The organism is Lentzea sp. NBRC 105346, from assembly GCF_030269605.1.
Classification (GTDB): domain Bacteria; phylum Actinomycetota; class Actinomycetes; order Mycobacteriales; family Pseudonocardiaceae; genus Lentzea.
Genome location: NZ_BSTQ01000014.1, coordinates 256,010 through 281,622 on the forward strand (window position 1 = coordinate 256,010; position 25,613 = coordinate 281,622).

Here is a 25,613-nt window from a genome sequence, read left to right on the forward strand (position 1 = left end):
CGATATTGCATCGGTTCTCGATATGTGGTCGTATGGATGTGTTCGAACCTCCGCCGCCCGTTTCAACTGGAGGTTTGTCGTGAGAAGAATCGCAATGATCGCCGGAGCTCTTGCGCTCGGAATCGTGACGGCCACACCCGCGAGCGCCGCTCCGCTGGCACTCACCAGCACGGCGTACAAGAACGGTGGCAATATCCCCGACAAGTACTCTTGTGCGCAGGACCACAAACCTGGTAACGACATTTCCCCGCCATTGGCGTGGACCGACGGCGACCTGAAGGCGCAGAGCTACGCCGTGGTCTTCGTCGACACCGCGAACGGCGGGAAGCACTGGGCCGCGTGGGACATTCCGGCCACCGTCAAGGAGCTGCCCGAAGGCCTGAAGAAGGGCTTCGACGTGCCCGACGTGAAGGGCGCGCACCAGAAGGCGATGGGCAAGGCGGACGTCGCCGAGCAGTTCTTCGGGCCGTGCCCGCGCAACAAGCACAAGTACGAGTTCACGTTGTACGCGCTGAAGGTCGCGAAGCTGCCCGGCCTGACCAAGGCCTCCAAGGTCGCGGACGTCGAGGCGGCGGCCAAGAAGGCGTCGATCGCGGACACGAAGCTGATCGGCTTCTCCAGCGCCAAGCCGTAGCCGGGGAGCGGGGCCGCCCACACGTGTGTGGCGGCCCTTTTCCTTGATCCGTAAGAGTTTGCACGCGTGCGACTGTCAGACCCTCCGTGTAGCGTCGAAACGACGACGTTGATCACGGGGAGTGAGTCCTTTGACTGCGCTGCGCGACCAACCGGCGCCGGTCGTGTTCCGCGACCGCGCCGAGGCCGAGGCCTATGTGGCCTCGGTCTGCTTCAAGCACGGCCCTCCGAGGCTGTTCGGCGTGGAGCTGGAATGGACGGTCCACCACGCCGAGGACCCTTGCCGTCCATTGGATGCACGTCGGATGGCCGCCGCACTGGGTGTGCACGCGCCTCCGACCCTCGTTCCCGACAGCCCCCAGCGGCCCTTGCCCAGCGGCACCCCGCTCACCGTCGAACCCGGCGGTCAGATCGAGATCTCCACCCCGCCCCGCGCCTCGCTCAGCGAGTTGTTCAAGACGGTGGCGGAGGACATCACCCAGCTCACCGAGCTCCTCGCCGAGCAGGGCCTCGTGCTCGGCGACCGCGGCGCGGACCCGCACCGCCCGCCGCTGCGGATGCTCCAAGTCCCCAGATACGACGCGATGCAGCACGCCTTCGACCCGATCGGGCCGGACGGCCTCACCATGATGTGCAGCACCGCCGGCCTGCAGGTGTGCATCGACTTCGGCCCCCGCTCCGAGCTCAAGGCCCGCTGGGCCGCCGTGCACGCGCTCGGGCCCGTGCTGCTGGCCATGTTCGCGAACTCGCCGGGCGTGGGCGGCCGAAGACAGGACTGGGCTTCCGCGCGCATGCGCGCCCTTTACGGCACGGATCCGGTGCGCACGCGGGCGTCGGCGGTGTGCGACGACCCCGCACAGGCGTACGCGCGCCGGGTGCTGGACACGCCGGTCATCGTGCTGCGCAGGCCCAGTCCGAACTGGATTCCACCGCATCGCGTGACGTTCGCCGAATGGGTCGGCGGCGTACTCGACCGCCAGCCGACGAGCGACGACCTGGAATACCACCTCAGCACGATGTTCCCGCCGGTCCGCCCGCGCGGCTACATGGAGGTGCGCTACCTCGACACGCCGCGGCCGGGTGGGTGGATCGCGCCGACCGCGCTGATGGCGGCCCTGTTCAGCCATCCGTCCGTTGTGGACGGTGTGCTGGCCGCGACGGAGGCCGCGAAGGGCCGGTGGCTGCACGCCGCGCGGTACGGGCTCGCGGACCGGCGGATCGCCGACGCCGCACGGAAGGTCGTCGAACTGGGGTGCGAGGCGATGAGCCGCACGGACCTGTCCGCGGGGCAGGTCAGCGCCATCGCCGACGAGCTGCAAGGGGGCTTGGCATGACGGGCGCGTTGAGGGAACAGGTCGCCTCCCGGCTGCCGCGTGACCTGTCCGCGGGACAGGTCAGCGCCATCGCCGACGAGCTGCAAGGGGGCTTGGCATGACCGACGAACTGAGGGAACGAGTCGCCAACCATCTCCTGCGCGCACGCGAGCGCAGCACGTTGCTCACGAGCTCGGTAGACGAGAACGACCTGGTGCGCCAGCACTCCAAGCTCATGTCGCCGCTGGTGTGGGACCTCGCGCACATCGGCAACCAGGAGGAGCTGTGGCTCGTCCGCGACGTCGGCGGGCGTGAGCCGGTGCGCAGCGACATCGACGAGTACTACGACGCGTTCAAGTTCAGCCGCTCGGTGCGGCCCGAGTTACCGCTGCTCAACCCGCGCGAGGCGTGGCAGTACGTGAGCGACGTGCGCGGCAAGGTGTTCGACGTGCTGGAGCAGGTCCCGCTCGAAGGGCGCCGCCTGGTGGACAACGCCTTCGCGTTCGGCATGATCATCCAGCACGAGCAGCAGCACGACGAGACCATGCTGGCCACGCACCAGCTGCGCAAGGGCGACCCGGTGCTCGACGCGCCGCCGCCACCGGCGGGCAGTGCGGTGCTCACGGCCGAGGTCCTGGTGCCCGGCGGACCGTTCGAGATGGGTACCTCCACGGAACCGTGGGCGCTGGACAACGAGCGGCCGGCGCACACCGTGCACGTCGACCCGTTCTGGCTGGACACCACGCCGGTGACGAACGCCGAGTACGCCGAGTTCATCGCGGCCGGCGGCTACGACCGGCAGGAGTTCTGGAGCGCCGAGGGCTGGGTGCACCGCCTGCACTCGAAGCTCAGGGCGCCGCGGTTCTGGCAGCGCGAGGGCGAAGGGTGGGCGCGCACGGCGTTCGGCGTCACCGAGGCGCTCGTGCCGGACGAACCCGTGGTGCACGTGTGCTTCTTCGAGGCCGAGGCGTACGCGAAGTGGGCGGGCAAGCGGCTGCCGACCGAGGCCGAGTGGGAGAAGGCCGCGCGGTACGACCCGGCGACGGGCCGGTCGCGGCGTTATCCGTGGGGCGACGAGGATCCGGCGCCGGTGCACGCCAACCTGGGCCAGCGGCACCTGCGTCCCGCGCAGGTCGGCGCCTACCCGGCGGGCGTGTCGCCGCTGGGCGTGCACCAGCTGATCGGCGACGTGTGGGAGTGGACGTCGTCGGACTTCCACGGCTATCCGGGCTTCGAGGTCTTCCCGTACCCCGAGTACTCGAAGGTCTTCTTCGGACCGGACTACAAGGTGCTGCGCGGTGGTTCCTTCGGCACGGACGCGGCCGCGTGCCGCGCGACGTTCCGCAACTGGGACTACCCGATCCGGCGGCAGATCTTCGCCGGGTTCCGGTGCGCCAGGGACGCCTGACCAGATGTGCCGCCACCTGGGTTACCTGGGCCCAGCCGTGCCCTTGGCCGAGTTGCTGTTCGACCGGCCGCACTCGCTGGAGCGCCAGTCGCACGCGCCGAAGGACATGCGCGGCGGGGGAACCATCAACGTCGACGGGTACGGCGTCGGATGGTTCCCCGGTCCCGTGCGGTATCGCCGCGCGGGGCAGATCTGGAGCGACGGGAACCTGCGCGCCCTCGCCCGTTCCACGTCGTCCGGTGCCGTGCTGGCCGCGGTGCGGTCCGCCACGGCCGGAATGCCGGTGGTGGACCAGGCGTGCGCGCCGTTCACCGACGGCCGGTGGCTCTTCAGCCTGAACGGCCGCATCGACGGCTGGCCGGACACCGTCGCCGACCTGGCCTCGTCGGTGCCGGTCACGAGCCTGCTGTGCATGGACGCCCCGACGGACGCCGCGCTGTTGTGGACGGTCCTGCGTCATCGCCTGGACGCGGGTGACGAACCGGACAAAGCCGTTGCGGCACTGGTGAACGAGGTCTCCTCGGCGGCCCCGAACTCACGACTCAACCTGATGCTCACGGACGGTGTGACGCTCGTCGGTACGACGTGGACGCACGCCCTGTGGGTGCTCGAGAAAGCACAGTCGGTCACCCTGGCCTCCGAGCCGCTGGACGACGACGCGGGGTGGCGGGAAGTCCCCGACCGCAGCGTGGTGACCGCCGGAATAAACCCGTCCACAGTGGAGGTTCAACCGATATGACCGAACCAGTGGTGGATGTGCATCTGACCCCGGAGGACGCGGCGCACGCGTTACGCGCGGACGTGCGCGCGGGCCTGACCGCGACCCCGAAGTGGGTGTCCCCGAAGTGGTTCTACGACGCCGTCGGCAGCGCGCTGTTCGAGGACATCACGCGTCTCGACGAGTACTACCCCACGCGGGCGGAACGCGAGGTCCTGGGCCGTCGCGCGCGTGAGATCGCCGCGACCACGGGCGCGCATTCCCTGGTGGAACTGGGTTCCGGCTCGTCGGAGAAGACGCGCCTGCTGCTCAGCGCCCTGCGCGAGCACGGGACTCTCGCCGAGTTCGTGCCGCAGGACGTGTCGGCCGAGTTCCTGGCGGAGGCCGCCGCCGCGATCATCGCCGACTACCCGGGACTGCGGGTGCACGGCGTCGTCAGCGACTTCACGCAGCACCTGGGCCTGCTGCCCGGTGAGTCACCGCGCATGGTGGCGTTTCTGGGCGGCACGATCGGCAACCTCATTCCGGACGAGCGCGAGAAGTTCCTGCGCGAGGTGCGCGACGTGCTCGACGCGGGTGAGTGGCTGCTGCTCGGCACGGACCTGGTGAAGGACCGGGACGTTCTGGTGCGGGCATACGACGACGCCAAGGGTGTGACCGCCGAGTTCAACCGCAACGTGCTGCGCGTGCTCAACCGTGAGCTGGACGGCGACTTCGACGTGGACGCGTTCGAGCACGTCGCGTTGTGGAACGCCGAGGAGGAGTGGATCGAGATGCGCCTGCGCGCCACTCGGGCGATGCACGTCCGGCTGGCCGCGCTGGACCTGGACGTCTCCTTCGCCGAGGGGGAGGAGTTGCGGACCGAGGTGTCAGCCAAGTTCCGGCGTGAGGGCGTCAAGCAGGAGCTCGCGAACGCCGGGTTCGAGCTGCACCGGTGGTGGACGGACGACGAGGGCCGGTTCGCCGTCTCCCTGGCGCGCGCGAGTTAGTCCGAAGGTGCCTTGATCTCCGCGGCGGCGACGGCCAGAGTGGTCCCGCCGCCGCCGCGGATTCCGAGAGGCACCACAAATGAGAACTGCGGCTTTGGCGGTCGCCTTCCTGTTGCTGACCCCGGCCACCGCGGACGCGGCGACGATCCGCGGCTGGCACCAGACCGAACGGATCACGGTCCCCAGCAGCACCGCGAACGAGGGCCTGGGCACGAACAAGTCGGTCGTCTACTACCGCGGCGGTGGCACGATCCCACAAGCGCTGAAAGACGAGGGCTGGGGCCACATCGGCGACACGGACGCCGTCCGCGGCTACATCTTCGACGCCTACCAGTGGACGAAGGACACGAGTCGCACGGCGAAGATGTTCCTCGTGACCACGCCGGACGGTCAGAGCTTCAAGTACGAGCACGAGCTGACGCCCGGCGAACCGGCGCTGAACTCGAACTCGTTCGTCACGGTCACGCCGGACGGCCAGTGGCTGGTGGCGGGAACGCTGGAGAAGGTGCAGGAGCTGTTCGTCTTCCCCGCGCCGATCCTGAACAAGACCGTGCCCGCGGGCGGCGGCACGTTGCCGCTCAAGGCGAAGATCAAGCTGGACAGTCCCGTGCGGAGCGTGCAGGGCTGCGACTTCGTCAACGCGTTCCGGATCCTGTGCGGCACGAGCGACGCGTTCAACGACCTCTACCCGACGAGCATGTCGTTCCTGCAGCTGGACCTGAACCGCCCACTGCGCGGCCAGGACGTCCGGGCGCACGTGCGGTGGCTCGGTCAGGTGCCGATCGACGGCACGTGCACGGGCAACTACGTCACCGAAGGCGTGGACTACGACCCGGCCACCGGGTTGATGCGCATGTCGGTGAACCAGCCGTGCAACGCCGAGACCGCGGTCTACACGTTCGAGCGCTGAAAGCGGGTGGTGCTGGTCAGGACAGCAGGCTCCGCACGATCAGCACCACCGCGCTCACCCCGGACACGACGAGGACCGGGGTGCGGACGCCGCCCGCGTCGAACCGCTTGCGCAGCGGGCCGGACAGCAGGAACCCGACGATCAGGAACGGGATCAGCGCCAGACCGGTCCAGAGCTGCCGCGCGTGCACCTGGCCGGCCAGCAGCAACCCGAGCACCGACGTGCCCGAGCCGAGTACGAAGAACGCGGCCATCGTGGCGCGCACCTCGGGGCCTTTGGAGTTCTGGTACAGCAGGCCGACCACGGGACCGCCGACCGACATGGCGGTGCCGAACGAGCCGCTGGCCAGTCCGGCCGTGACCAGCGACCGGGGCGTCGGCGACGGACGCCACGCGACCACGGACAGGACCACGCACAGCAGCACGACCACGCCGACGACCAGGCCGAAGTTCTTCTGCGACAACGAGTCCACCAGCCACACCCCGACCAGGGTGCCCGGCAGCCGGCCGGCCATCGCCCAGCCGACGCCGCGCCAGTCGACGTGGCCGTGCTCGCGGATCAGCGACAGGACGGAGTGCGCGGTCGCGGCGATCAGCACCGGCACCGGAAGCAGGGCCGGGTCGAGCAGCGCCAGCAGGGGCACGGCCAGCAGTGACAGGCCGAACCCGACGAGACCTTGCAGGAGCCCGCCCAGCGCCACGACGACCCCGGCGAGCAGCAACCCCAGAGACACAGTTAGGCATGCTAACGGCATCGCTTGGTCCATGAGGGGAGCCTTCATGGACCTGACGTCCATGAAGGCTCCCCTCATGGACGTCGCGGCCGACGTTAACGTCAAGTTCGTTGACTGTTGGGTCAACCGACTTAGCATCCCGCCCATGACGAGCCGTCGATCGTTTCTGCTGGGCACGGGTGTCGCCGCCGCGAGCACCCTGGTGACAGTCCCGACCGCGGAGGCCAGGGGCAGGGCGGACCACGACAGCGAACGGTTCACGCTCGCGGTGATCCCGGACACGCAGTACCTGTTCGACCTGGACCGGGGTGACTCGGCGCCGCTCGACGCGACGCTGCGGTACCTGCTCGACAACGATGACAACGTCGTCTTCATCGCGCACCTGGGCGATCTCACCGAGCACGGCCTGAAGAGCGAGATCCAGGACATCGGCAACTCGTTCCGCAGGCTCGACTGGCGCCGCGTCGGCTACAGCGTGCTGGCCGGCAACCACGACCTGGACCAGAGCACCGACGACCAGCGTGGCCGCACGCCGTACCTCGACGAGTTCGGCCCGCAGCGGTTCAAGCACTCGCCGACGTTCCGGGGCGCGAGCCCGGACGGCTACAACAGCTACCACGTGTTCAAAGCCGCACAACGGGAATGGCTGGTCCTCGCACTGGACTGGCGCATGTCCGCCAAGGGTTTCGCGTGGGCTCGCGAAGTCCTCAAGCAGCATCCGAAGCTGCCGTGCATCCTCACCACGCACGAGCTGGTGTACGCGGGGGAGCAGCAGGCGGAGCTCTCCGACTACGGCCGTCGCGTGTGGGACGAGCTGATCAAGGACAACGACCAGATCTTCCTCACCCTCAACGGGCACTTCTGGCCGCCCGCACGGGCCGTGCTGCGCAACGCCGCCGGCAACGACGTGCACGTGCACATCACGAACTACCAGGACCGCTACTACGGCGGCAGCGCGATGATCCGGCTCTACCAGTTCGACCTCGCGCGCGACGTGATCGACGTGCGCACGTTCTCGCCGTGGCTGCTCGGCAAGCGGGAGCTCAACCCGTTGGAGCGCAAGGAGATCGAGCTCACCAGCAACGCCGACCGGTTCAGCGTGCCGATCGACTTCGACAAGCGGTTCGCCGGGTTCGCGCCCGTGCCGCCACGACCGGCCCGGCCGCCGCAGATCATTCCCGGCACCGTCGCGTACTGGCGGTTCGACGAGCTGAAGGACCTGTCCGGCAACGGGAACGGCCTGAAGCAGACCGGCGAGCTGCAGAGCGCCGGTGACCACCACCCGGACTCGCCGAGCCACGGCAGCCGGTACTTCGCCAAGGCCGGCTATCTGTCCACTGTGGACAGCGCGCCGATCAACGGGATGACGTTCGAGCGCGGATACACGATCGAGGCGTTCATCAAGCTGCCCCAGGGGTTCGACCACCCGTGGTGCGGCCTGTTCACGAAGCTCGCGCCGGGCAGCGCCGCGGGCAAGACCGGTGACGACCCGAGCGAGCCGCTGTGCACGTTGAACGTCGCGACCGGCGGTTCGCTGCAGTGGGCGGTGTTCCCGCGCAACCAGAACGGGCTCTCGACGAACTGGGGTCACGAGCTGGCCGAGGACACCTGGTGGCACGTCGCGGTCGTCAACGACGGCAGGCACACCAAGCTCTACGTCGAGGGCGCCGAACTGCTGCGCAACCCGTCGACTCCGGCGACCGGCATCGCCACGGCGGGAGACCCGTGGCTGATCGGCGCGTATGCGTACAACCGGGTGATCGAGAAGTCCTTCTACGGCTGGCTGGGTGACGTCCGGGTGGTCGATCACCCACTGTCGGTGGAGAAGTTCCTGACGTCTCGATAGGTGTACGTCATTTGGCCGCAAACCGGCTGAAACCCGAACTGCCCCTCCGGGGGCCACGTTTGTGCTCCTGTCGAACGCTTGTCAGGAGGACGGATGCGATATCACTTACCCCGGCGCTACTCGCGCCGGCTGCTCGTGCTCGGCGCGGGCGTGGTGGGGCTGACAACAGCCCTGGTCGCGCGGCGGCGCGGGTTCGAGGTCACCGTGGTCGCGGACCGGTACGCCCCGCACGTCACGTCCGCCACCGCGGCCGCGTTGTGGGAATGGCCGGTCGCCGACGCCCGCGCGAAGGAGTGGGCCGCCCTGTCGTACCGGATCTTCAACGACATGGCCGCCGACCCTTTGACCGGCGTCGCGATGCGGCCTTCCTTGTCGTACCAGCGGGTTCCGATCGATGCGAACCCCGAGGCGCTGGCCGGGATGACCGAGCTGCGGGCGCACGTCCGCGGCTTCCGGCACGACTCGACGCTCATCGCGGTCCACGGGGTGCGCGGGGACGTCACCGACGCCTACGAGTACCTCGCCCCGATGGTCGACACCGACCGGTACCTGGCGTGGCTGCTGCGCGAGGTCCGGTCCGCCGGCTGCGAGGTCGAGGTCGCGCTGATCCGCGGCAAGCTCACCGACGAACAGGACCGCCTGCTGCGCCGCTACGACGCCACCGCGATCGTGAACTGCACCGGCCTGGGCGCGATCGAGCTCGCGGCCGACCCGGACCTGCGTCCCTTGCGCGGTGCGTCCGTGCACCTGCGCAACCCCGGCATCGGTTGCGCGCACCGGGTCGACGGCCTGTCGATCGTGCCGCGCGCCCGCGACCGCGTGGTGCTCGGCGGCATCGTCGAGTCGGACCGGTGGACCACCGACCTGACCATGAAGAGCCACCAGATCCTGGAACTCGTCGCGCGGTGCCGGATCTTCCTGCCCACGTTGCGTGAGGCGCAGCCGGTGCCCGGCAACCCCGTGCGCTCGGGACTGCGGCCGCACCGGGACCGCGGCGTGCGGGTCGAGGTCGAGCGCGGTTGCCCGATCGTGCACAACTTCGGCCACGGCGACACGGGGTTCACCGTCTCGTGGGGCTGTGCCGAGGACGCCGTCGACCTCGTCGACAAGCTGGGCTGAGTCGTTTACCGGGCCGTTTCCGGCAGCCCGAACCTGGCGAACAGCCGCAGATCGAAGAACGACGCCACATGGCTGATGCCGTCCTTCGTCAAAGTCAGCACCTGCAGGTTGAACGGCCGGAACTCGCCGTCCGGAGCACGCAGGTACAACCCGTACGCCGGCTGACCGTTCGCCGTGACCGCCAGCATCCGCGACCCGCCCGGCACCGCCGGGCACTGGTTGGTGAGGTGCCACGCGACCATCTCCGGCCCGAGGTACCAGCCGGGGTAGGGCGGCATCTCCCAGACGACGTCCTTGGTGAACATCGACACGATCGCGGGGATGTCCTTGGCCTCGAACGCGGTCACCCACCGGTCGAGCACCGCGCGCTCCTCGGCGGACGACGGTTCGACGACGTCGTCCTCCGAGAGCGAGCCGACCTGCGTGCGGGCGCGTTGCAACGCGCTGTTGACCGCGGCGACGGTCATCTCCAGCTGTTCGGCGGTCTCGGTGGCGGACCACTTCAGTACGTCGCGCAGGATCAGCACGGCCCGTTGCCGCGGCGGCAACAGCTGCAGCGCCGCGACGAACGCCAGGCGCGTGGACTGCCGGGCCGTCACGACGTCGGCCGGGTCGGTCGGGATCGGCTCCAGCCACGGGACCTCGTGGTCCTCGGTCAGCTGGTCGTCCGGGCCGTACGAGGCGCCGATGCCGGCGGGCAGCGGGCGGCGGGTACGGCTGTCCAGCGCCGTGAGGCACACGTTGGTCGCGATCCGGTACAGCCACGTGCGCACCGACGAACGGCCCTCGAACGAGCCGTATGCCTTCCAGGCGCGCAGGTACGTCTCCTGCACCAGGTCCTCGGCGTCGTGCACCGAGCCGAGCATCCGGTAGCAGTGGGCGAGCAGCTCCCGCCGAAACGGGTCGGCAAGACGCGTGAAGTCCTCGCTGACCAGGGTCATGTGCCGACAATAGACTTCGGGGGTGACAAAGCGGCGAGTACTGATCGTTCTCGCGGTCGTGCTCGTCCTGTTCACCGGCGCGACGCTGCGCCTGTTCGTCTTCCCCGGCCTCGACCCGTTGCCGGACCGCGCCGACGCGATCGTCGAGCTGGGCGGTCCGGGCATCCGCGACGACGCGGCGCTGGAGCTTGCGCGGCAAGGCAAAGCGCCGTTCCTGGTCCAGTCGACGACCGAGCGGGAGGCGGGGACGAACTCCTGCCTGCCCGCTCCTCAGGACGTGAAGGTCCTGTGCTTGCACGCCTACGACACCAAGGCCGAGGGGCAGGCGATCGCGGAACTCGCCCGTGAACACCACTGGACGTCGGTCATCCTCGTCACCACGCCGGATCACGCGTGGCGCGCGCGGTTGTGGGTGCGGCGCTGCTTCCCCGGTGAGGTGTACGTGGCCACGTCGCCGCTGCCGGGGTGGTACTGGTTCCGGCAGATCCCGTACCAGTGGGGCAGCACGGTCAAGGCGCTGGTGTTCGACCGCTCCTGCTGACCGAGCGCGCCAGCCGTTGCGACAGCTCGCGCATGTGGTCGATGAGCTCCGGCGGTTCCAGCACGTCGAACTCGAGGTCGAGGTGCATCAGGTGGAACGCGATGGTGGTCAGTGACTCCGCACCGGACCGCAGCAGGCAGGTGTCCGCGTCGATCTCCTCCAGTTGCACCGACGTGGGTGTGGTGCGCTGGGCGACCACCGCGAGCGGCGCGTGGACGACCAGCACCGCCTGGTACGTGTAGGGGGACGAGGCGACCTGGCGGGACACGTACGACGCGAGGTCGTCGAACGGCGGCGTGCGCGGGGTGAACCGGCCGGCGAGCGTGGGGACGCCTTCGATCCGGTCGACACGGAAGGTCCGCCAGTCCTTGCGGATGACGTCCCATGCGACGAGGTACCAGCGGCGGCCGGTGTGCACGAGCCCGTGCGGTTCCACCAACCTGCGCGGCTCGGTGCCGCCGGTGTAGCCGAAGCGCAGCTGCTGGTGGTCACGGCACGCGCCGGCGATCACGGTCAGCGCCTCGGCGTCCACGGTCGGGCCGGCGGACGTCAGCGGCGTCGTGTGCACCTGCAGCGCCTGGACGCGACGCCGCAACCGGGACGGCAGCACCTGTTCGAGCTTCGCCAGCGCCCGCACGGACGTCTCCTCGATGCCCGTGATGGTGCCGTTCGCGGCCGTGCGCAACCCCACCGCGACCGCGACGGCCTCGTCGTCGTCCAGCAGCAACGGCGGCAGCTCCGCGCCCGCGCCGAGCTGGTAGCCGCCGGCGACGCCGGGCACGGAGTTGACCGGGTAGCCGAGGCTGCGCAGCTTGTCCACGTCACGGCGGATCGTGCGCACGTCCACGCCGAGGCGGCCCGCGAGCTCCGGTCCCGTCCAGTCGCGGCGGACCTGGAGCAGGGACAGCAGTTTGAGCAACCGTGCGGACGTCTCGAGCATGCGCGCAGTCTGGCACGCATCGCGGACAAGACGTGTCCGCAAATACTTGAGGTATTCGTCTCGATACGGACAGCTACTAGGCTTCCGTGGGTGACGGCGAGGACGTGTGAGATCTGCGGCGTCGCGCTCCAGCCCCGCGGCGGCAGACCGGCCAAGTACTGCTCGGACACCTGCCGGCAGCGCGGGCACCGGCGCCATCGGCAACCCGTGGCGCGGCTGGAAGGACTCGTCGGCCGCGACCGCGATCTGAGCAAGCTGCGCGCGCTGGTCAGGTCCAACCGGCTCGTCACGCTCGTCGGGCCCGGCGGGGTCGGCAAGACCCGGCTGGTGCTGGAGCTCGTCAACGGCGACGCGGCCGCCCGGCTGGTGGAGCTGGACTCCATCGCCGACGCGGAGCACCTGTTACCCGCGGTCGCCGCGGCGTTCGGCGCGGACGAACGCGGTGGCGTCACGATGATCGACGCACTCGTGCGGGCCACCGGCGAGCGGCGGGTGCTGCTCGTGCTGGACAACTGCGAGCACCTCGCCGAACCGTGCGCGCTGCTCGTCGACGAACTGCTGAAGCGCTGCCCCGGCCTGCGCATCGTGACCACGAGCCGGGAAGCGCTGCGGGTGCCCGGCGAGGTCGTGTACCGGGTCGGCGCGCTGTCGCTGCCCGCGCCGAACGCCGAGGACCGCGCCGAGCTCCTGCGGTCCGAAGCGGTGCAGCTGTTCCTGGACCGGGCCCGCGCGGCCGATCCGGACGTCGAGCTCACCGACGAGAACGCCTTGGTGCTGGGGTGGATCTGCCGCCGGCTCGACGGGCTGCCGCTCGCGATCGAGCTCGCCGCCCGGCGCGCGGGAGCGCTCTCGTTCGACCAGATCCTCGGCGGGCTGCACGTGCAGCTCCTCACCGATGGCGCGCGAACAGCGCCCGCGCGCCACCGCGAGCTGGCGGCGGCGATCGAGTGGAGCGACCGGCTGCTCGACCCCGCCGAGCGCGTCGTGTTCCGGCGGCTCGCCGTGCTCGCGGGCGGGTTCGACCTCGCGGGCGCCACGGCGGTGTGCGCGGGCGAGGGCATTGAGGCCGACGCCGTGGCGCGGCTGGTGTGCAACCTGGAGGCGAAGTCCCTCGTCGTGCGGATGCGCGACACCGGGCGGTTCCGGCAGCTCAACGTGATCCGGGCCTACGCGTTCGACCGGCTCGTCGAGTCCGGTGAGCTGACGATGGTCCAGAACCGGGCGGTGGACTGGCTGGTGCGGCTGGCCGGCCCGGTGTGCGGGACGCTGGTGCTCGGCGAGGAGCTGGGCCGCGAGCTGTGCCGGGAACAGGAGAACCTCGCCGCGGCGGTGGCCTGTACTTCCGGAGAACCGGAGGTGGTGCTCGCCGTCGCGCTCGTGCGGTGCTGGTACCGGCAGGGACAGATCACGCCGGCTCGGCAGTTGATCGCCGAGGTGCTCGAGCGGGTGCCGGACTCCGAGTCGCGCGGCGATGTGTTGTCGTTGTCGGCAGTGCTGGCGTGCCTGCAGGGGGAGCACGAGACGGGCGCCCCGCTGGCGGAGGAGGCGGTGCGGCTGGCCCGCGGCCGCGGCTGCCCGGACGGTCTGGCCAACGCCCTGGACGCACGCGCCCTCGCGTTGCTGTGCAGCGGCGAGCACACGGCGGCGGTGGCGTCGTACCGGGAGTGCCTGGAGATCGTCGAGTCGCGCGGGCGGCCGGTGGACGCGGCGATCGCGCGCAACCGGCTCTCGTGGGCGTTGGTGCAGAGCGGTGAGGTCGCCGCGGCGGCCGAGGTGCTGGCTGACGCGGTGGAGGTGCTGCGGGCGGACGCGACACCGCAACACCTGCCGGCCGCGTTGCACACGGAGGGCGCGATCCGGCTCGGCACGGGGGAGTGGGACGTCGCCGAGGCCGCGTTCACGGAGGCACTGCGGGCGTCGACGTTGTCGAGCCCGTTCTCGTTGTACTCCATGGAAGGCCTCGCGGTGACGGCTGCCGCCTCGGGTGACGCGCGGCGGGCCCTGCGGCTCGCGGCGGCGGTCGCGCGGGTGCGGGAGACGTCGCAGCGTCCACCCGAGGTGTATTGGCGGCGCGTGGTGGGCGACGCGATCACGCAGGCGCGCGGCAGGCTGTCCAGCTCCGCGGTGACGGCCGCCGAGACGTCCGGGCGGCGGCTGCGCGGCGAGGAGCTCGTGGCGTACGCGTTGAACTCCGATCGGGACGGGCCGTTGAGCCCACGCGAGTTCGAGATCGCGCGGCTGGTCGCGGCCGGGCGCACGAACCGGGAGATCGCGGCTCGGCTCGCCGTCTCAACCGGCACCGTCGCGACGCATCTCAACAGCATCCGCGACAAGCTTGGCCTGCGAACACGCACCCGGATCGCCCTGTGGGTGAAGGAATCCGCGTTTCGTGACGTGACCGCTTGATAGATGTGGTCGCGCTTCCTCGTCGCTTGGCTCGAATCGCCAGATTCCCTGCGAGGAGGTCCCATGCCACCGCAAGACCCGTCCAGGCGCGCGTTCATGAAGTCCGGAGCGCTGGGCGTGACGTCCGTGGCCATCGCGGCCGCCGCCAGCGCGCCGACGTACGCGGCGCCCCGGCCCAGCGACGCGCCGTTGCCGATCACGCCGTCGTGCTCGGGTCACGAGACGCCGTCGTCGGTCGAGGGTCCCCTGTTCAAGCCGAACTCCCCGGAGCGCACGAACCTGGTGACGCCGGGCATCACCGGCGTGTTCCTGTCGTTGCGCGGTGTCGTGTACGACCGCGAGTGCAAGCCGCTGCCCGGTGTGCTGATCGACTTCTGGCAGTGCGACCAGCACGGCGACTACGACGAGGTCGGTTTCTCCCTGCGCGGCCACCAGCTGACCGACGCCTCCGGTGGGTACAAGCTCGACACCATCGTCCCGCGCGACTACTGGGGCAGATGGGGCCGCCGCGGCGCGCACATCCACGTGCAGGTGCAGGCGCCGAACGGCCCCGTGCTGGTGACGCAGCTGTACTTCCCGGACGACACGCAGGCCTACGGCCGTGACTTCGCCGCCCACAACGCGGGCGACCAGTTCTTCAACCGCGCCTGCGTGATCACGCTCGGGCCGCTGCGCGGCGGGCGCTACGCCGGCCGTTTCGACTTCGTCATCAAGACTTCGGCCTGAGGAGGGTTTGATGTTCACGCGAATCCTGGTCGCGGTCTCCCTGATCGTCGCCGTTGCCCCTGCGTCGGCGTCGGCGTCCGCCCGCGGGTGGACGCCGACGCCCTCCGGGGTCGAGAAGGGCGACATCACCGCCGTCGCCGCCCTCGACGCCCAGCGCGCGTGGGCCGTCGGCTACCGGCTGGTCTCCGACAACGAGGCCCGTCCGGTCGCGTTGCGCTGGAACGGTTCCTCGTGGGCGCAGGAGTCCGAGCTGCCGCGCGACAGCTTCCCGTTCGGGCTGGAAGTCCGGTCGCCCTCGGACATCTGGACCATCGGTGACGGTGTGCAGCACTGGAACGGGTCCACGTGGTCGGCCGCTTCGTTCCCGCCCGCCTCGGACGGCTACTTCATGCCGGAGTCGCTCGACTCGGTGCCTTCCGGTCAGGCGTGGGTGGTCGGGCGGCTGGTCAACGACTCGGTGAAGGACCAGCATCCCGTCGCATACGCGTGGAACGGCACGGCGTGGAGCCGGGTGTCCTTGCCCGACCTGGGGATCGGCGCGCTGCAGTCCGTGGTCGCGGTGGCGCCCAACAACATCTGGGCCGCCGGGTTCGCCGCGGGCACGCCGCAGACCTCTCTGGTCGTCCACTTCGACGGTGTCTCGTGGCAGCGCGTCTCGTCGCCGTCCGTGCCGGGTGCGCACACGTGGATCTCGGGCCTGTACGCGTCCGGTGGTGAGCTCTTCGCCGTGGGCGGCAGCAACTCCGGTGCCGCCGACCGTCCGTTCGCCGCGCGCTGGGACGGGCGTCAGTGGGCCGTGACCCGGACGCCTCCGATCGCGGACGGCCGGCTGCGGGCCGTGACGGCCACCGGTGACGGATCGGTGTACGCGGTCGGTGGCAAGGGTGCGGTGACCGTGTTGCTGCGGTACCACCCGGTGTTGCGCGCGTGGACGCGGGTGTCCGCGCCGGACCTCGTGGTGCGCGGGTTCTCCGGGGTCCCTGGGTCTTCGGGCCTGTGGGCCGTCGGCATCTCGCATCAGGGCGACCTCGTGCCGGTAATCACTCGAACTCGCTAGGTTCGGTGGTGTAGGGTCGTTTTCATGACTGCCGGGTCGGCCTCAGGCCGTGCACAGAACGGTCGCCCGGCCGCGGCTTGATCCGCGGCCCGCCTCCCTCCGCGTTGTGTCCGTTGTGGACCGATGCGCGGGAGAGGAGGTGAATGCGCATGAATCCCACTGTTGGAGAGGTCTTCTCCGGCACCGTGGTCAAGGTGCTCCCGTTCGGGGCGTTCGTCGAACACCCGAACGGGAAGCACGGACTACTGCATGGTCAGCAGCCCGTTGAAGGGGCGACCGTCCAGGTCCGTGTCCTTGCCGTGGACGACGAGAAGCAGCGGTTCAGCCTCGAGCTGGCCTAGTTTCTGAGCAAGTGTGTGGCTCCGGCGCGCGACGGAGCTTCACCCTCGCTTCGCACCGTCGGGCCACACGACCTCGACGGGCACGCCGGAAGCCTGTGCCTCCTCAACGACTTCAGCTGTCCCACCACGCCCGCCGGGCTGCCCGTCCCACACCGCGATGAGCAGCTCGACGCTCGCCAGCATGCGCTGGTTCGCGGCCACATATGCGTTGCGCCCCGAATACTGCAGCGGCAGCACGGAAACCACGGTCGCCCGCGACCGCAGTTCGTCGTACTCGTCCACCTGGTGCGGCTTCAGCTTGTCCCGATAGTCCAATGCGGGCAGCACGACCTCGACCGCGCCGCCGACGTCGAGCACGGCGCGCGCGAACACCTGGTCCGCCCCCGGTGCCAGGCAGGTCACGCCGACCACAGGTGGCGGGAACTGCCCGAGCACGTTGAGGATTCCTTGGCGCACCAGGGGAACGCACGTCGGCACGAGGTTGCTGTGCCCGGTGATGCCGACCCGCATCAAGCCGTCCGGATGGCGCGGATCGCCTCCGTGGTGTCCTGCACCGCCTTGAGGTGACGGTGCCTGGACGCCTCCTTGGCGAAGTCCTGCAGCTTGCGCAGCACGCGGCCGGACGAGAGTTTCGCCGCGGTCGGCAGCACCTCGTTGATCAGGCCGCAGGCGGCCTCCGGGTCACCCGCGACCATCTTCGTGCGGGCCAGGCCGATCACGTCGAACGCCCGGTTGCGCACCTTGGACGGGTCACGCAGTTCCAGTGCGCGGCGGATGTGTTGTTCCGCGTACACCGCCTGCTTCGGGTCGTGCACCGCCAGGTCGCGGCACCTCGCGCCGATCACGCCTTCCAGTTCCGCCTCGTCGAAACTGCGCAGGAACTGCGGCTCGTTCGCCGTGTCCCGGCGCGCGAAGCTGTCCTGAGCCATGCCGACCGCGTGGTGGAACTCGCGCACCTGACCCATTTGCGCGTACGCCCACGCCTCGCGTGTGAGCAGCAGCGCCCGGAGCGTCGGTGTACCGGTCCGGCGGGTTCCGTACTGGCCGAGCTGCACCAGGTCCAGTCCGTCGTCCGCGCGGCCCAGGTCGAACATCTGCCTCGCCATCGCTGCCAAACACAATGCTGCGAAACCGTCGTTGTGGCCGGCCTTCGCCATCCGGACCGCCAGCACGTAGTAACGCTGGGCCGCGTCGTGCAGCCCCGCGTCGAACGACATGCTCGCCGCCACTTTGGACAGTTCCGCGCCGATGAAGAACGCCCGCTCCGTCGTCGGGCCCGCCGGCGCCCGCTGCAGTCGTTCGGCCAGCTCGTCGAGCTGACCGAGGACGGCCTTGCGCGCCAACCCGTATCCGCCCCGGCCTCCCCAGCCGCGCAGCCCGTCCGCGACATGCTGCATCGCGACGAGCTCCTCCTCACTGATCGCCGATGCCGACGACCAACGCGAGAAGTTCTGCAGCGGGTGCAACCACCGCTGCAGCGGCTCGACCAGTGCGGATCCCACCGTCACCGCGGCGGCTCCCGTGAGCGCCGCTCGTCTGCTGATCGCCAAGTCGCTCCTCGCCGTCTCCTCGACCGAACGGGCAATGCTCGTCGCGTCCCACGGAGCCGCGAGCACATCGGGCGGAGCCGCGCTCTCGGGGCCCGCTTGGCTTGGGATGACGGCGCGGTCGAACCACAGCCGTTCAGTCGGTACGCGCATCACCTGCGCGAAGTGCCGCAGCTTGTCCAGTCGCTCGATCGGGTTCTCCCCGGACTCGTAGCGGGACAGCTGCGCCTGGCTGATGCCCAGCCAGGCCGCCATGCGATCCTGAGTCACCCTGCTGACGTGCTGCGGGTTGTGCCGGTACGCGGAGATCACCGCACCCATGTCGCGGTCGGTGAACGCGGCCTGCATCGCCGGGTGGTCCCAGAACGAGTCCGGTACCTCCGGCGGGCCGTGGACGTCTGCTCGCGCGTTGCGCCGGCACCGGTGACACAAGCGATCCGTGTTGTCGGCCGCGATGAACGCTCCACACGGGCAAGCGCGCCTGGTGGTGGGTCTCCTACCAGCCATCCGCATCGCCCCCGTCACTGAGCGTGTTAAGAGTGTAATGAATGGTGATCAGGAGTCCATGCATCTCATGCATAAGTCGTAATGAGTGGCGTGTCGCAACGACCGCTCACCCGTGCGGTGGATCAGCTTGATGCATCCGCTGCATGAAGCCGATCCGCCGGCCGAATGGTGTTGTCGACAACTGGGACGCACCCTGCACATCAGCAGGTGACGGGCCGATCCCCTTCATCTGTGACCAGTGCCTGACCCACCACCGGGGAGGACGTCGCCGATGACACTCACTACCGCGGAAACCGGAACTTCCGGGATTCCACAGAACAGAGGGCACGACCGGCTGATCGGTGAAGCCGTGGCCGGCTACCGCCTGCTCGGGTGGCAGGTGTCGGTGACCGAGCAGGGTGTCTTCCTTCCGCTCGGCCCCGCGACGACAGCCCTGGCGATGCCGGCCCGCATCGGTTCGCGGGTGCTGGCGGACCTCAAGTCGCGCATGCTGGCCGGACCCGTCACGGTCATCCCCGGCCCGCGTGAGCACTGGGTCTTCCTCGCCGAGCTGGTCGCCCTGCTGCCGACGCACCTGAAGGCGCCGCCGGAGGTGCAGTTCGTCCGGTCACCGCACCGGATCGCGCTCCCACCGACGATGACCAGGTACGGCTCGCTGCGCTGGGCCAACCCGCCGTCACACAGCAGGCACTGGTTCCCGCCCTTCACCGCCGTGCTCGCGCTGGCCCGCCAGGCCACCGCGGAGGACCGCCGTTAAATAATCGCGGGGTGGATCGCCGCGCCCTGCTATGCGGGCTCGCCGGAGCTGCCTTGACGGCCTGCGGCGGGTCCGCCCCGACCAAGACCGGTGGTGTCGGGACCGCCCGTCCTGGTGACCGCCTTGCCTCGACTGCCGACATCGCCGTCGGCAGTGGCAAGCTCATCGACCTTCCCGGCAACGCCCAACTGCTTCTCGTGCAGCCCTCCGAGGGGCAGTTCCGGGCGTTCAACCCCACGTGCCCGCACGTCGGGTCGCTGGTGAACCCGCCCGCCCGCGGCGTGATCACGTGCCCGCTGCACGGCAGCACCTTCGACGCCTCCTCCGGCGCGGTGACGAAGGGCCCGGCACCCCGCGGTCTGACCGAGGTGGCGATCACTCGTTCAGGTGGAGATCTCTTGCTGGCATAGCTGTGTGGATCCTGTGGATCTTGTGTTGGTCTGAACTTTTCGAAGTACAAGTTCGTACCTTCTGGGTGAACGCATCCACCACCACGGAGGACCGGTCTTGAACTCCCCAAGTCAGACCAACCGTCGGTCCATGCTGTGCGGAATCGCGGTCGCGCTCGCCGTGCCCAGCGGCCTGATCACCACGGCCTGCTCGAGCGGTTCGACCCCGAGCCCCGGAACCGGTTCCGCTTCCGGTCCCACCAGCAACCCGGACAACGGCAGCACCGGATCGCCGCCCACCGGCCGGGGGAATCCCTCCGCGAGCGCCCTGATCGCGCTGGCGGACGTCCCCGAGGGCGGCGGCGCGGTCGTCGACAACCCGAACGGCGGCAAGATCGTGATCGCCCGCACGTCGGCGACCGAGGTCAAGGCGTTCAACGCGACGTGCCCGCACCAGGGCAGCATCGTCGGTGAGCCCGAGGGCGGCACGATCACGTGCCCCAGCCACGGCAGCCAGTTCGGCGCGGCCGACGGCTCGTTGAAGCAGGGCCCGGCGACCAAGGGACTGACCTCGATCGCGGTGAAAGTGCAGAACGACCAGGTCTTCCTGGCCTGAGGGTTGCGAGGTCGCGTCGGTCGTCCGGTCACCCGTTTTCGTCGAACCGGGCGGAGCGCCAGCGGAGCCCCGTTCGGCGAAAACCGGTGGCCGGACGACCGACTTCCTGGCGACCTCGCCGCCGTCTGCGGAGCAGCGGCCATCAACACTGTCAGACCCAGTCACTAGGCTGGGGTTCGTGGCAGATCCGTCGACGTACCGCCCCCCTGTGGGCACGATTCCCGAAGCTCCCGGCGTCTACAAGTTCCGTGACGCCGGGGGGCGGGTCGTCTACGTCGGCAAGGCGAAAAGCTTGCGCGGCAGGCTCAACTCGTACTTCGCGGACCTCGCCGGCCTGCACCCGCGCACCCGCCAGATGGTCACGACGGCCGCGAGTGTCGAGTGGACCGTCGTCAGCACCGAGGTCGAGGCACTCCAGCTCGAGTACAACTGGATCAAGGAGTTCGACCCGCGGTTCAACGTCCGGTACCGCGACGACAAGTCCTATCCGGTGCTGGCGGTCACGCTGCACGAGGAGTTCCCGCGGCTGCACGTCTACCGCGGCGCGCGCAAGAAGGGCGTCCGCTACTTCGGGCCGTTCGCACACGCCTGGGCCATCAGGGAAACGCTGGATCTGCTGCTGCGGGTCTTCCCCGCGCGCACGTGTTCGGCGGGCGTGTTCAAGCGGCACGGCGAGATCGGCCGGCCGTGCCTGCTCGGCTACATCGACAAGTGCTCCGCGCCGTGCGTCGGCAAGGTGACGGCCGAGGAGCATCGCGAAATCGTTGAAGACTTCTGCGACTTCCTCGCGGGCAAGACCGACCACATGATCAAGCGGCTGGAACGCGAGATGGCCGCCGCGTCCGACGCGCTGGAGTTCGAACGGGCGGCCCGGCTGCGCGACGATCTCGCGGCGTTGCGCCGGGCCATGGAGAAACAGGCCGTGGTGCTCGGCGATGGCACGGACGCCGACGTCGTGGCGTTCGCGCAGGACGACCTGGAGGTCGCCGTCCAGGTGTTCCACGTGCGCGGCGGCCGGGTGCGCGGCCAGCGCGGGTGGGTGCTGGACAAGGTCGAGGAGCTGGACGACAAGGCTCTCGTCGACCAGTTCGTCACCCAGTTCTACGGCGAGGACACCGAGTCCGTGCCGCGCGAGGTGCTCGTCCCGGAGGTGCCGGACGACGCCGAGGCGCTGCAGAAGTGGCTGTCCGTCCAGCGCGGCGCGAAGGTCCAACTCCGCGTGCCGCAACGGGGTGACAAGCGCGCGCTGATGGAGACGGTGGCGCGCAACGCCGCCGAGGCGTTCGCGCAGCACAAGCTCAAGCGTGCTGGTGACATCACCGCGCGCTCGGCCGCGTTGCAGGAGATCCAGGACGCGCTGGCGCTGGACACCGCGCCGCTGCGCATCGAGTGCGTGGACGTCAGCCACGTGCAGGGCACGGACGTCGTCGCGTCGCTCGTGGTGTTCGAGGACGGGCTCGCGCGCAAGTCCGAGTACCGCCGGTTCGCCGTCCGCGAGGGCGCCCAGCAGGGCGATGTCGGCTCGATCGCCGAGGTCGTGCGACGCCGGTTCCAGGCGATGCTGCGGGAGACCACCGACGGTCCGACGCCCGGCATCGACCCGGAGACCGGCCGGGCGCGGAAGTTCGCGTATCCACCGAATCTTCTGGTCGTCGACGGTGGTGCGCCGCAGGCCGCGGTGGCGGCGGACGTGCTGGCCGAGCTGGGCATCACGGACGTCGCGGTGGTCGGTCTGGCCAAACGGCTCGAGGAGGTCTGGCTGCCGGGCGAGCCGGACCCGGTGATCCTCCCGCGCACCAGCGAGGGCCTATACCTGCTGCAGCGGGTGCGTGACGAGGCACACCGGTTCGCGATCGCGTACCACCGGCAGAAGCGTTCGACGAGGATGACGGCGTCGGCGCTCGACGGCGTTCCCGGTCTCGGGGAGACCAGGAAAGCCGCGCTGTTGAAGCACTTCGGCTCGGTGCGCAAGCTGCGCCAGGCGAGTGTCGAGGAGATCAGCGGGGTGCCGGGCGTGGGCCGGCGCACCGCCGAAGCAGTACACGCAACATTGAGCCAGGAAGGGCCGAAGTCGTGATCACCACACGGCACGGCACGTCTGGTGTTGTAATGCCCGCGAGCCCGCAGGGGGAGCCGCGGGACGAACCGAGTCAAGGGGAGTCACAGTCGTGAACGCGGAGAAGTCCGGCATCGAAGTCGCCGTGGTGACCGGGCTGTCCGGCGCGGGCCGTAGTACGGCCGCCAAGTGCCTGGAAGACCTGGGCTGGTTCGTGGTGGACAACCTGCCACCCGAGCTGATCGCGACGATGGTCGAGCTCGGCGCGCAGGCGCGCGGCGCGATCACCAGGGTCGCGGTCGTCATGGACGTGCGCAGCCGTGCGTTCACCGAGGACCTCGCGTCGATCATCAAGGACCTCGACGCCCGCGGCTACAAGCCGAAGGTGTTGTTCCTGGAGGCGACCGACGACGTGCTGATCCGCCGCTTCGAGGCGGTCCGGCGCGGTCACCCCATGCAGGGTGACGGCAGGCTCGCCGACGGCATCGAGGCCGAGCGGATCCTGCTGACGCCGTTGCGCGAGGAAGCGGACTTGGTGCTCGACACGAGCGCGCTGTCGGTGCACCAGCTGCGCGCCAAGATCGAGGACACGTTCGGCACCGAGTCGGCGCAGCGGACCAGGGTGACCGTGCTGTCGTTCGGCTACAAGTACGGCCTGCCGATGGACGCCGACCTCGTGATGGACGTCCGGTTCCTGCCGAACCCGTTCTGGATTCCGGAGCTGCGCGAGTTCACCGGCCTGGACGGCGAGGTGCGCAACTACGTGCTGTCGCAGGAGGGCGCCGAGGAGTTCCTCGACCGCTACCACGAGCTGCTGCGCCTGATCGGTGCCGGCTACCGGCGCGAGGGCAAGCGGTACCTGACGCTCGCGATCGGCTGCACCGGCGGCAAGCACCGCAGCGTCGCGCTGTCCGAGGAGCTGGCGTCGCGCCTGGCCGCCGAGGACGGCATGGCGGTCAAGGTCGTCCACCGGGATCTGGGGCGCGAGTGAGTTTTTCTGCAGTCGCTCTTGGCGGAGGTCACGGCCTGCACGCCACGCTCTCGGCGTTGCGGCAGGTCACCGAGGACGTGACGGCCGTGGTCACCGTCGCGGACGATGGCGGCTCGTCCGGCCGGTTGCGGCGGGAGCTGTCCCTGCTGCCACCCGGTGACCTGCGCAAGGCCATGGCCGCGCTGGCGGGGGAGGACCCCGAGAGCCAGCTGTGGACGGAGCTCTTCCGGCACCGCTTCGGCGGCACCGGCGCGCTGGCGGGTCACGCGGTGGGCAACCTCGTGCTGGCCGGGCTGCTGGAGCAGCTCGGCGACCCGGTGCGGGTGCTGGACGTGGCGTGCCGCCTGCTCGGCGTGAAGGGCCGCGTGCTGCCGATGTGCAACTCGCCGTTGAACATCGAGGCGGACGTGAAGGGCCTCGACGAGGACGCGGAGGTGGTGCGCCGGATCCGCGGTCAGGTCGCGATCGCGACGACACCCGGACTGGTGCAACGCATCCGCTTGAGTGCCCCGATAGGGCGACCTGTCGGCTGCCCGCAGGCGGTCGAGGCTGTACTCGGCGCCGATCTCGTGCTACTCGGCCCCGGATCATGGTTCACCAGCGTGTTGCCCCATTTGCTCGTGCCAGAACTGCACGACGCGCTGCTCCGAACGCCCGCCAAGAAGGTCCTCGTGCTCAATCTCGTCCCCCAACCGGGCGAAACTGAAGGTTTCTCTCCCGAACGGCATCTGGACGTACTCTGCGAGCACGCACCCGGCCTCCGGGTGGACGCGGTGATCGCCGACGTCGACTCGGTCCCGACTCCGGACCGGTTGACCCGAGCCGCGTCCGCTCTGGGGGCCCGGACGCACCTGGCCAGGATCGCCGCCCCGGACGCCGCCGAGCGACACGATCCAGGCGCATTGGCAGGCTGTCTTCTCGAGGTTCTGGGGAAGACCGAAGTGGGAGGAACGGGCACGTGGCGATGACCTCGGCGGTCAAGGACGAGCTGAGCAGGCTGGCCGTCTCGAAGACCTGTTGCCGCCGGGCTGAGGTGTCCTCCCTGCTGCGCTTCGCCGGCGGGCTGCACATCGTGTCCGGCCGCGTCGTCGTCGAGGCGGAACTGGACCTCGGCTCCGCGGCGCGCCGCCTGCTCAAGGAGATCCAGGCGCTCTACGGCCACCACGCCGAGGTGTTCACGATCTCGTCGAACGGCATCCGCAAGGGGACCCGTTACGTCGTGCGGATCGTGAAGGACGGCGAGGGGCTTGCCCGGCAGACCGGGTTGCTCGATCCGCGCGGCCGGCCGGTGCGTGGGTTGCCCGCGCCTGTCGTGTCCGGCGGGGTGTGTGACGCCGAGGCTGCTTGGCGTGGTGCCTTCCTGGCGCACGGGTCTCTGACGGAGCCCGGTCGGTCTTCGTCCCTGGAGGTCACGTGTCCTGGGCCTGAGGCTGCGTTGGCTCTCGTTGGGGCTGCTCGGCGGATGGGGATCAGCTCCAAGTCCCGGGAGGTTCGGGGGGCCGAGCGCGTGGTGATAAGGGATGGCGACGCTATCGGCGCGATGCTGACCAAGCTCGGGGCTCACGATTCTGTGTTGGCTTGGGAGGAGCGGCGGATGCGGCGCGAGGTTCGCGCTACCGCCAACCGGCTGGCCAATTTTGATGACGCCAACTTGCGGCGGTCGGCTCGGGCGGCTGTGGCTGCTGCTGCTCGGGTGGCTCGGGCGTTGGAGATTCTTGGCCCCGAGGCGCCTGATCACCTCGCTGCTGCCGGGCAGTTGCGGTTGGCTCATCGGCAGGCTTCTCTTGAGGAGCTTGGGCAGTTGTCCGATCCGCAGATGACGAAGGATGCGGTGGCTGGGCGGATTCGGCGGTTGCTCGCTATGGCGGACAAGCGGGCCAAGGATCTCGGTCTTCCGGACACGGAGTCGGCTGTTACCGCGGACATGCTCGAAGCTGAGGTCTGAGCTTTCTTGTGTTGACGCGGCGGCTTCCGTAGTCGGTCGCGTTTGTGTTGACGCGGTGGCTTTCGTGCTCGGGGCTCCGCCCCGGACCCCGGCTCAGCTCAAAGAGGGGCCCTTGGGTGGTTTCGTTTCGTAGTGGGTTGCGTTGGGGTGGTGTGCCCCTCCCGTCGCATCGCACCTGAGGCAG

General features: G+C 69.7%; 25 protein-coding genes. 20 read left to right on the forward strand and 5 right to left on the reverse strand.

All coding sequences use genetic code 11. The annotated features are described in order from the left end of the window. Window positions 1-79 precede the first annotated feature (79 nt). The 6 genes from QSK35_RS28455 (at window position 80) to QSK35_RS28480 (ending at window position 5,971) form a co-directional block, all read left to right on the forward strand. Window positions 80-634, forward strand: coding sequence for a YbhB/YbcL family Raf kinase inhibitor-like protein (locus tag QSK35_RS28455; RefSeq protein ID WP_285750603.1), 555 nt, complete (start codon window positions 80-82; stop codon window positions 632-634). 121 nt (window positions 635-755) lie between these two features. Continuing rightward, window positions 756-1,967, forward strand: coding sequence for a glutamate-cysteine ligase family protein (locus QSK35_RS28460; RefSeq protein WP_285750604.1), 1,212 nt, complete (start codon window positions 756-758; stop codon window positions 1,965-1,967). 97 nt (window positions 1,968-2,064) lie between these two features. Next, window positions 2,065-3,354, forward strand: a complete 1,290-nt coding sequence (gene egtB, locus QSK35_RS28465; RefSeq protein ID WP_285750605.1) for an ergothioneine biosynthesis protein EgtB — start codon at window positions 2,065-2,067, stop codon at window positions 3,352-3,354. A gap of 4 nt (window positions 3,355-3,358) precedes the next feature. Further along, window positions 3,359-4,093, forward strand: coding sequence for an ergothioneine biosynthesis protein EgtC (gene egtC, locus QSK35_RS28470; RefSeq protein WP_285750606.1), 735 nt, complete (start codon window positions 3,359-3,361; stop codon window positions 4,091-4,093). Continuing rightward, window positions 4,090-5,061 carry an L-histidine N(alpha)-methyltransferase gene (gene egtD / locus QSK35_RS28475; protein ID WP_285750607.1) on the forward strand — a complete coding sequence of 324 codons (972 nt, stop codon included), beginning with the start codon at window positions 4,090-4,092 and terminating at the stop codon, window positions 5,059-5,061. Before egtC ends, egtD begins: the two co-directional genes overlap by 4 nt. Before the next feature lie 79 nt (window positions 5,062-5,140). Beyond that, window positions 5,141-5,971 (forward strand): hypothetical protein, encoded by an 831-nt coding sequence (locus QSK35_RS28480; protein WP_285750608.1) that lies wholly within the window; start codon window positions 5,141-5,143, stop codon window positions 5,969-5,971. Between the two features lie 16 nt (window positions 5,972-5,987). Here QSK35_RS28480 and QSK35_RS28485 read toward each other — a convergent pair whose 3' ends face one another. Beyond that, the gene (locus QSK35_RS28485) at window positions 5,988-6,704 is read right to left on the reverse strand and encodes a sulfite exporter TauE/SafE family protein (RefSeq protein ID WP_285750609.1); all 717 of its coding nucleotides are present in this window, start codon (window positions 6,702-6,704) and stop codon (window positions 5,988-5,990) included. A gap of 145 nt (window positions 6,705-6,849) precedes the next feature. On the opposite strand from QSK35_RS28485, the gene QSK35_RS28490 reads away from it, so the two are divergent. Both QSK35_RS28490 and QSK35_RS28495 read left to right on the forward strand, forming a co-directional pair. Further along, window positions 6,850-8,550 (forward strand): LamG-like jellyroll fold domain-containing protein, encoded by a 1,701-nt coding sequence (locus QSK35_RS28490; protein WP_285750610.1) that lies wholly within the window; start codon window positions 6,850-6,852, stop codon window positions 8,548-8,550. Window positions 8,551-8,643: 93 nt separating this feature from the next. After that, window positions 8,644-9,669 carry an FAD-dependent oxidoreductase gene (locus QSK35_RS28495; RefSeq protein WP_285750611.1) on the forward strand — a complete coding sequence of 342 codons (1,026 nt, stop codon included), beginning with the start codon at window positions 8,644-8,646 and terminating at the stop codon, window positions 9,667-9,669. A gap of 5 nt (window positions 9,670-9,674) precedes the next feature. Here the strand turns inward: QSK35_RS28495 and QSK35_RS28500 are convergent, their stop codons facing one another. Beyond that, complete coding sequence (locus QSK35_RS28500; RefSeq protein WP_285750612.1) at window positions 9,675-10,610, reverse strand: sigma-70 family RNA polymerase sigma factor; 936 nt, start codon at window positions 10,608-10,610, stop codon at window positions 9,675-9,677. A gap of 22 nt (window positions 10,611-10,632) precedes the next feature. Here QSK35_RS28500 and QSK35_RS28505 point away from each other — a divergent pair, with 22 nt between their 5' ends. Next, window positions 10,633-11,151 carry a YdcF family protein gene (locus QSK35_RS28505; protein WP_285750613.1) on the forward strand — a complete coding sequence of 173 codons (519 nt, stop codon included), beginning with the start codon at window positions 10,633-10,635 and terminating at the stop codon, window positions 11,149-11,151. On the opposite strand, the gene QSK35_RS28510 is transcribed toward QSK35_RS28505, so the two are convergent. Then, complete coding sequence (locus QSK35_RS28510) at window positions 11,120-12,091, reverse strand: helix-turn-helix transcriptional regulator (protein WP_285750614.1); 972 nt, start codon at window positions 12,089-12,091, stop codon at window positions 11,120-11,122. The two genes, QSK35_RS28505 and QSK35_RS28510, sit on opposite strands and share 32 nt — an antisense overlap. Window positions 12,092-12,181: 90 nt before the next feature. On the opposite strand from QSK35_RS28510, the gene QSK35_RS28515 reads away from it, so the two are divergent. From QSK35_RS28515 to QSK35_RS28530, 4 genes are all read left to right on the forward strand, one after another. After that, on the forward strand, window positions 12,182-14,497 hold the full coding sequence (locus QSK35_RS28515) for an ATP-binding protein (protein ID WP_285750615.1): 2,316 nt from the start codon (window positions 12,182-12,184) through the stop codon (window positions 14,495-14,497). 63 nt (window positions 14,498-14,560) lie between these two features. Further along, window positions 14,561-15,223: a dioxygenase family protein gene (locus QSK35_RS28520; RefSeq protein WP_285750616.1), complete on the forward strand. Its 663-nt coding sequence runs from the start codon at window positions 14,561-14,563 to the stop codon at window positions 15,221-15,223. Window positions 15,224-15,233: 10 nt separating this feature from the next. Beyond that, complete coding sequence (locus QSK35_RS28525) at window positions 15,234-16,280, forward strand: hypothetical protein (RefSeq protein WP_285750617.1); 1,047 nt, start codon at window positions 15,234-15,236, stop codon at window positions 16,278-16,280. Window positions 16,281-16,429: 149 nt separating this feature from the next. Next, a complete protein-coding gene (locus tag QSK35_RS28530; protein WP_285750618.1) occupies window positions 16,430-16,621 on the forward strand; it encodes a S1 RNA-binding domain-containing protein in 192 nt (63 codons plus the stop codon). 39 nt (window positions 16,622-16,660) lie between these two features. Here the strand turns inward: QSK35_RS28530 and QSK35_RS28535 are convergent, their stop codons facing one another. Together QSK35_RS28535 and QSK35_RS28540 are read right to left on the reverse strand one after the other, a co-directional pair. After that, window positions 16,661-17,131, reverse strand: coding sequence for a hypothetical protein (locus tag QSK35_RS28535; protein WP_285750619.1), 471 nt, complete (start codon window positions 17,129-17,131; stop codon window positions 16,661-16,663). After that, complete coding sequence (locus QSK35_RS28540; protein ID WP_285750620.1) at window positions 17,131-18,516, reverse strand: helix-turn-helix domain-containing protein; 1,386 nt, start codon at window positions 18,514-18,516, stop codon at window positions 17,131-17,133. The genes QSK35_RS28535 and QSK35_RS28540 overlap by 1 nt, the downstream gene beginning before the upstream one ends. Before the next feature lie 430 nt (window positions 18,517-18,946). On the opposite strand from QSK35_RS28540, the gene QSK35_RS28545 reads away from it, so the two are divergent. From QSK35_RS28545 to whiA, 7 genes are all read left to right on the forward strand, one after another. Then, window positions 18,947-19,432: a hypothetical protein gene (locus QSK35_RS28545; RefSeq protein ID WP_285750621.1), complete on the forward strand. Its 486-nt coding sequence runs from the start codon at window positions 18,947-18,949 to the stop codon at window positions 19,430-19,432. A gap of 11 nt (window positions 19,433-19,443) precedes the next feature. After that, window positions 19,444-19,842, forward strand: a complete 399-nt coding sequence (locus tag QSK35_RS28550) for a Rieske (2Fe-2S) protein (protein ID WP_285750622.1) — start codon at window positions 19,444-19,446, stop codon at window positions 19,840-19,842. A 130-nt stretch (window positions 19,843-19,972) separates the two neighbouring features. Continuing rightward, on the forward strand, window positions 19,973-20,437 hold the full coding sequence (locus QSK35_RS28555) for a Rieske (2Fe-2S) protein (protein WP_285750623.1): 465 nt from the start codon (window positions 19,973-19,975) through the stop codon (window positions 20,435-20,437). 178 nt (window positions 20,438-20,615) lie between these two features. Beyond that, window positions 20,616-22,514, forward strand: coding sequence for an excinuclease ABC subunit UvrC (gene uvrC, locus QSK35_RS28560; RefSeq protein ID WP_285750624.1), 1,899 nt, complete (start codon window positions 20,616-20,618; stop codon window positions 22,512-22,514). A 112-nt stretch (window positions 22,515-22,626) separates the two neighbouring features. Then, entirely contained in the window at window positions 22,627-23,484 is an 858-nt protein-coding gene (rapZ, locus tag QSK35_RS28565; RefSeq protein ID WP_502881729.1) for an RNase adapter RapZ, read from the forward strand. Next, window positions 23,481-24,452: a gluconeogenesis factor YvcK family protein gene (locus QSK35_RS28570; protein ID WP_285750626.1), complete on the forward strand. Its 972-nt coding sequence runs from the start codon at window positions 23,481-23,483 to the stop codon at window positions 24,450-24,452. The genes rapZ and QSK35_RS28570 overlap by 4 nt, the downstream gene beginning before the upstream one ends. After that, window positions 24,443-25,429: a DNA-binding protein WhiA gene (gene whiA, locus QSK35_RS28575; RefSeq protein ID WP_285750627.1), complete on the forward strand. Its 987-nt coding sequence runs from the start codon at window positions 24,443-24,445 to the stop codon at window positions 25,427-25,429. The genes QSK35_RS28570 and whiA overlap by 10 nt, the downstream gene beginning before the upstream one ends. Window positions 25,430-25,613: the final 184 nt, after the last annotated feature.

Excerpts from the sequence above, each read along its gene's own strand:
- egtB (WP_285750605.1), top strand. The coding sequence starts at position 2,065 with ATGACCGACGAACTGAGGGAACGAGTCGCCAACCATCTCCTGCGCGCA.
- egtC (WP_285750606.1), top strand. The coding sequence starts at position 3,359 with ATGTGCCGCCACCTGGGTTACCTGGGCCCAGCCGTGCCCTTGGCCGAG.
- egtD (WP_285750607.1), top strand. The coding sequence starts at position 4,090 with ATGACCGAACCAGTGGTGGATGTGCATCTGACCCCGGAGGACGCGGCG.
- QSK35_RS28480 (WP_285750608.1), top strand. The coding sequence starts at position 5,141 with ATGAGAACTGCGGCTTTGGCGGTCGCCTTCCTGTTGCTGACCCCGGCC.
- QSK35_RS28490 (WP_285750610.1), top strand. The coding sequence starts at position 6,850 with ATGACGAGCCGTCGATCGTTTCTGCTGGGCACGGGTGTCGCCGCCGCG.
- QSK35_RS28495 (WP_285750611.1), top strand. The coding sequence starts at position 8,644 with ATGCGATATCACTTACCCCGGCGCTACTCGCGCCGGCTGCTCGTGCTC.
- QSK35_RS28500 (WP_285750612.1), bottom strand. The coding sequence starts at position 10,610 with ATGACCCTGGTCAGCGAGGACTTCACGCGTCTTGCCGACCCGTTTCGG.
- QSK35_RS28510 (WP_285750614.1), bottom strand. The coding sequence starts at position 12,091 with ATGCTCGAGACGTCCGCACGGTTGCTCAAACTGCTGTCCCTGCTCCAG.
- QSK35_RS28520 (WP_285750616.1), top strand. The coding sequence starts at position 14,561 with ATGCCACCGCAAGACCCGTCCAGGCGCGCGTTCATGAAGTCCGGAGCG.
- QSK35_RS28525 (WP_285750617.1), top strand. The coding sequence starts at position 15,234 with ATGTTCACGCGAATCCTGGTCGCGGTCTCCCTGATCGTCGCCGTTGCC.
- QSK35_RS28530 (WP_285750618.1), top strand. The coding sequence starts at position 16,430 with ATGAATCCCACTGTTGGAGAGGTCTTCTCCGGCACCGTGGTCAAGGTG.
- QSK35_RS28535 (WP_285750619.1), bottom strand. The coding sequence starts at position 17,131 with ATGCGGGTCGGCATCACCGGGCACAGCAACCTCGTGCCGACGTGCGTT.
- QSK35_RS28540 (WP_285750620.1), bottom strand. The coding sequence starts at position 18,516 with ATGCAGGCCGCGTTCACCGACCGCGACATGGGTGCGGTGATCTCCGCG.
- QSK35_RS28545 (WP_285750621.1), top strand. The coding sequence starts at position 18,947 with ATGACACTCACTACCGCGGAAACCGGAACTTCCGGGATTCCACAGAAC.
- QSK35_RS28555 (WP_285750623.1), top strand. The coding sequence starts at position 19,973 with ATGCTGTGCGGAATCGCGGTCGCGCTCGCCGTGCCCAGCGGCCTGATC.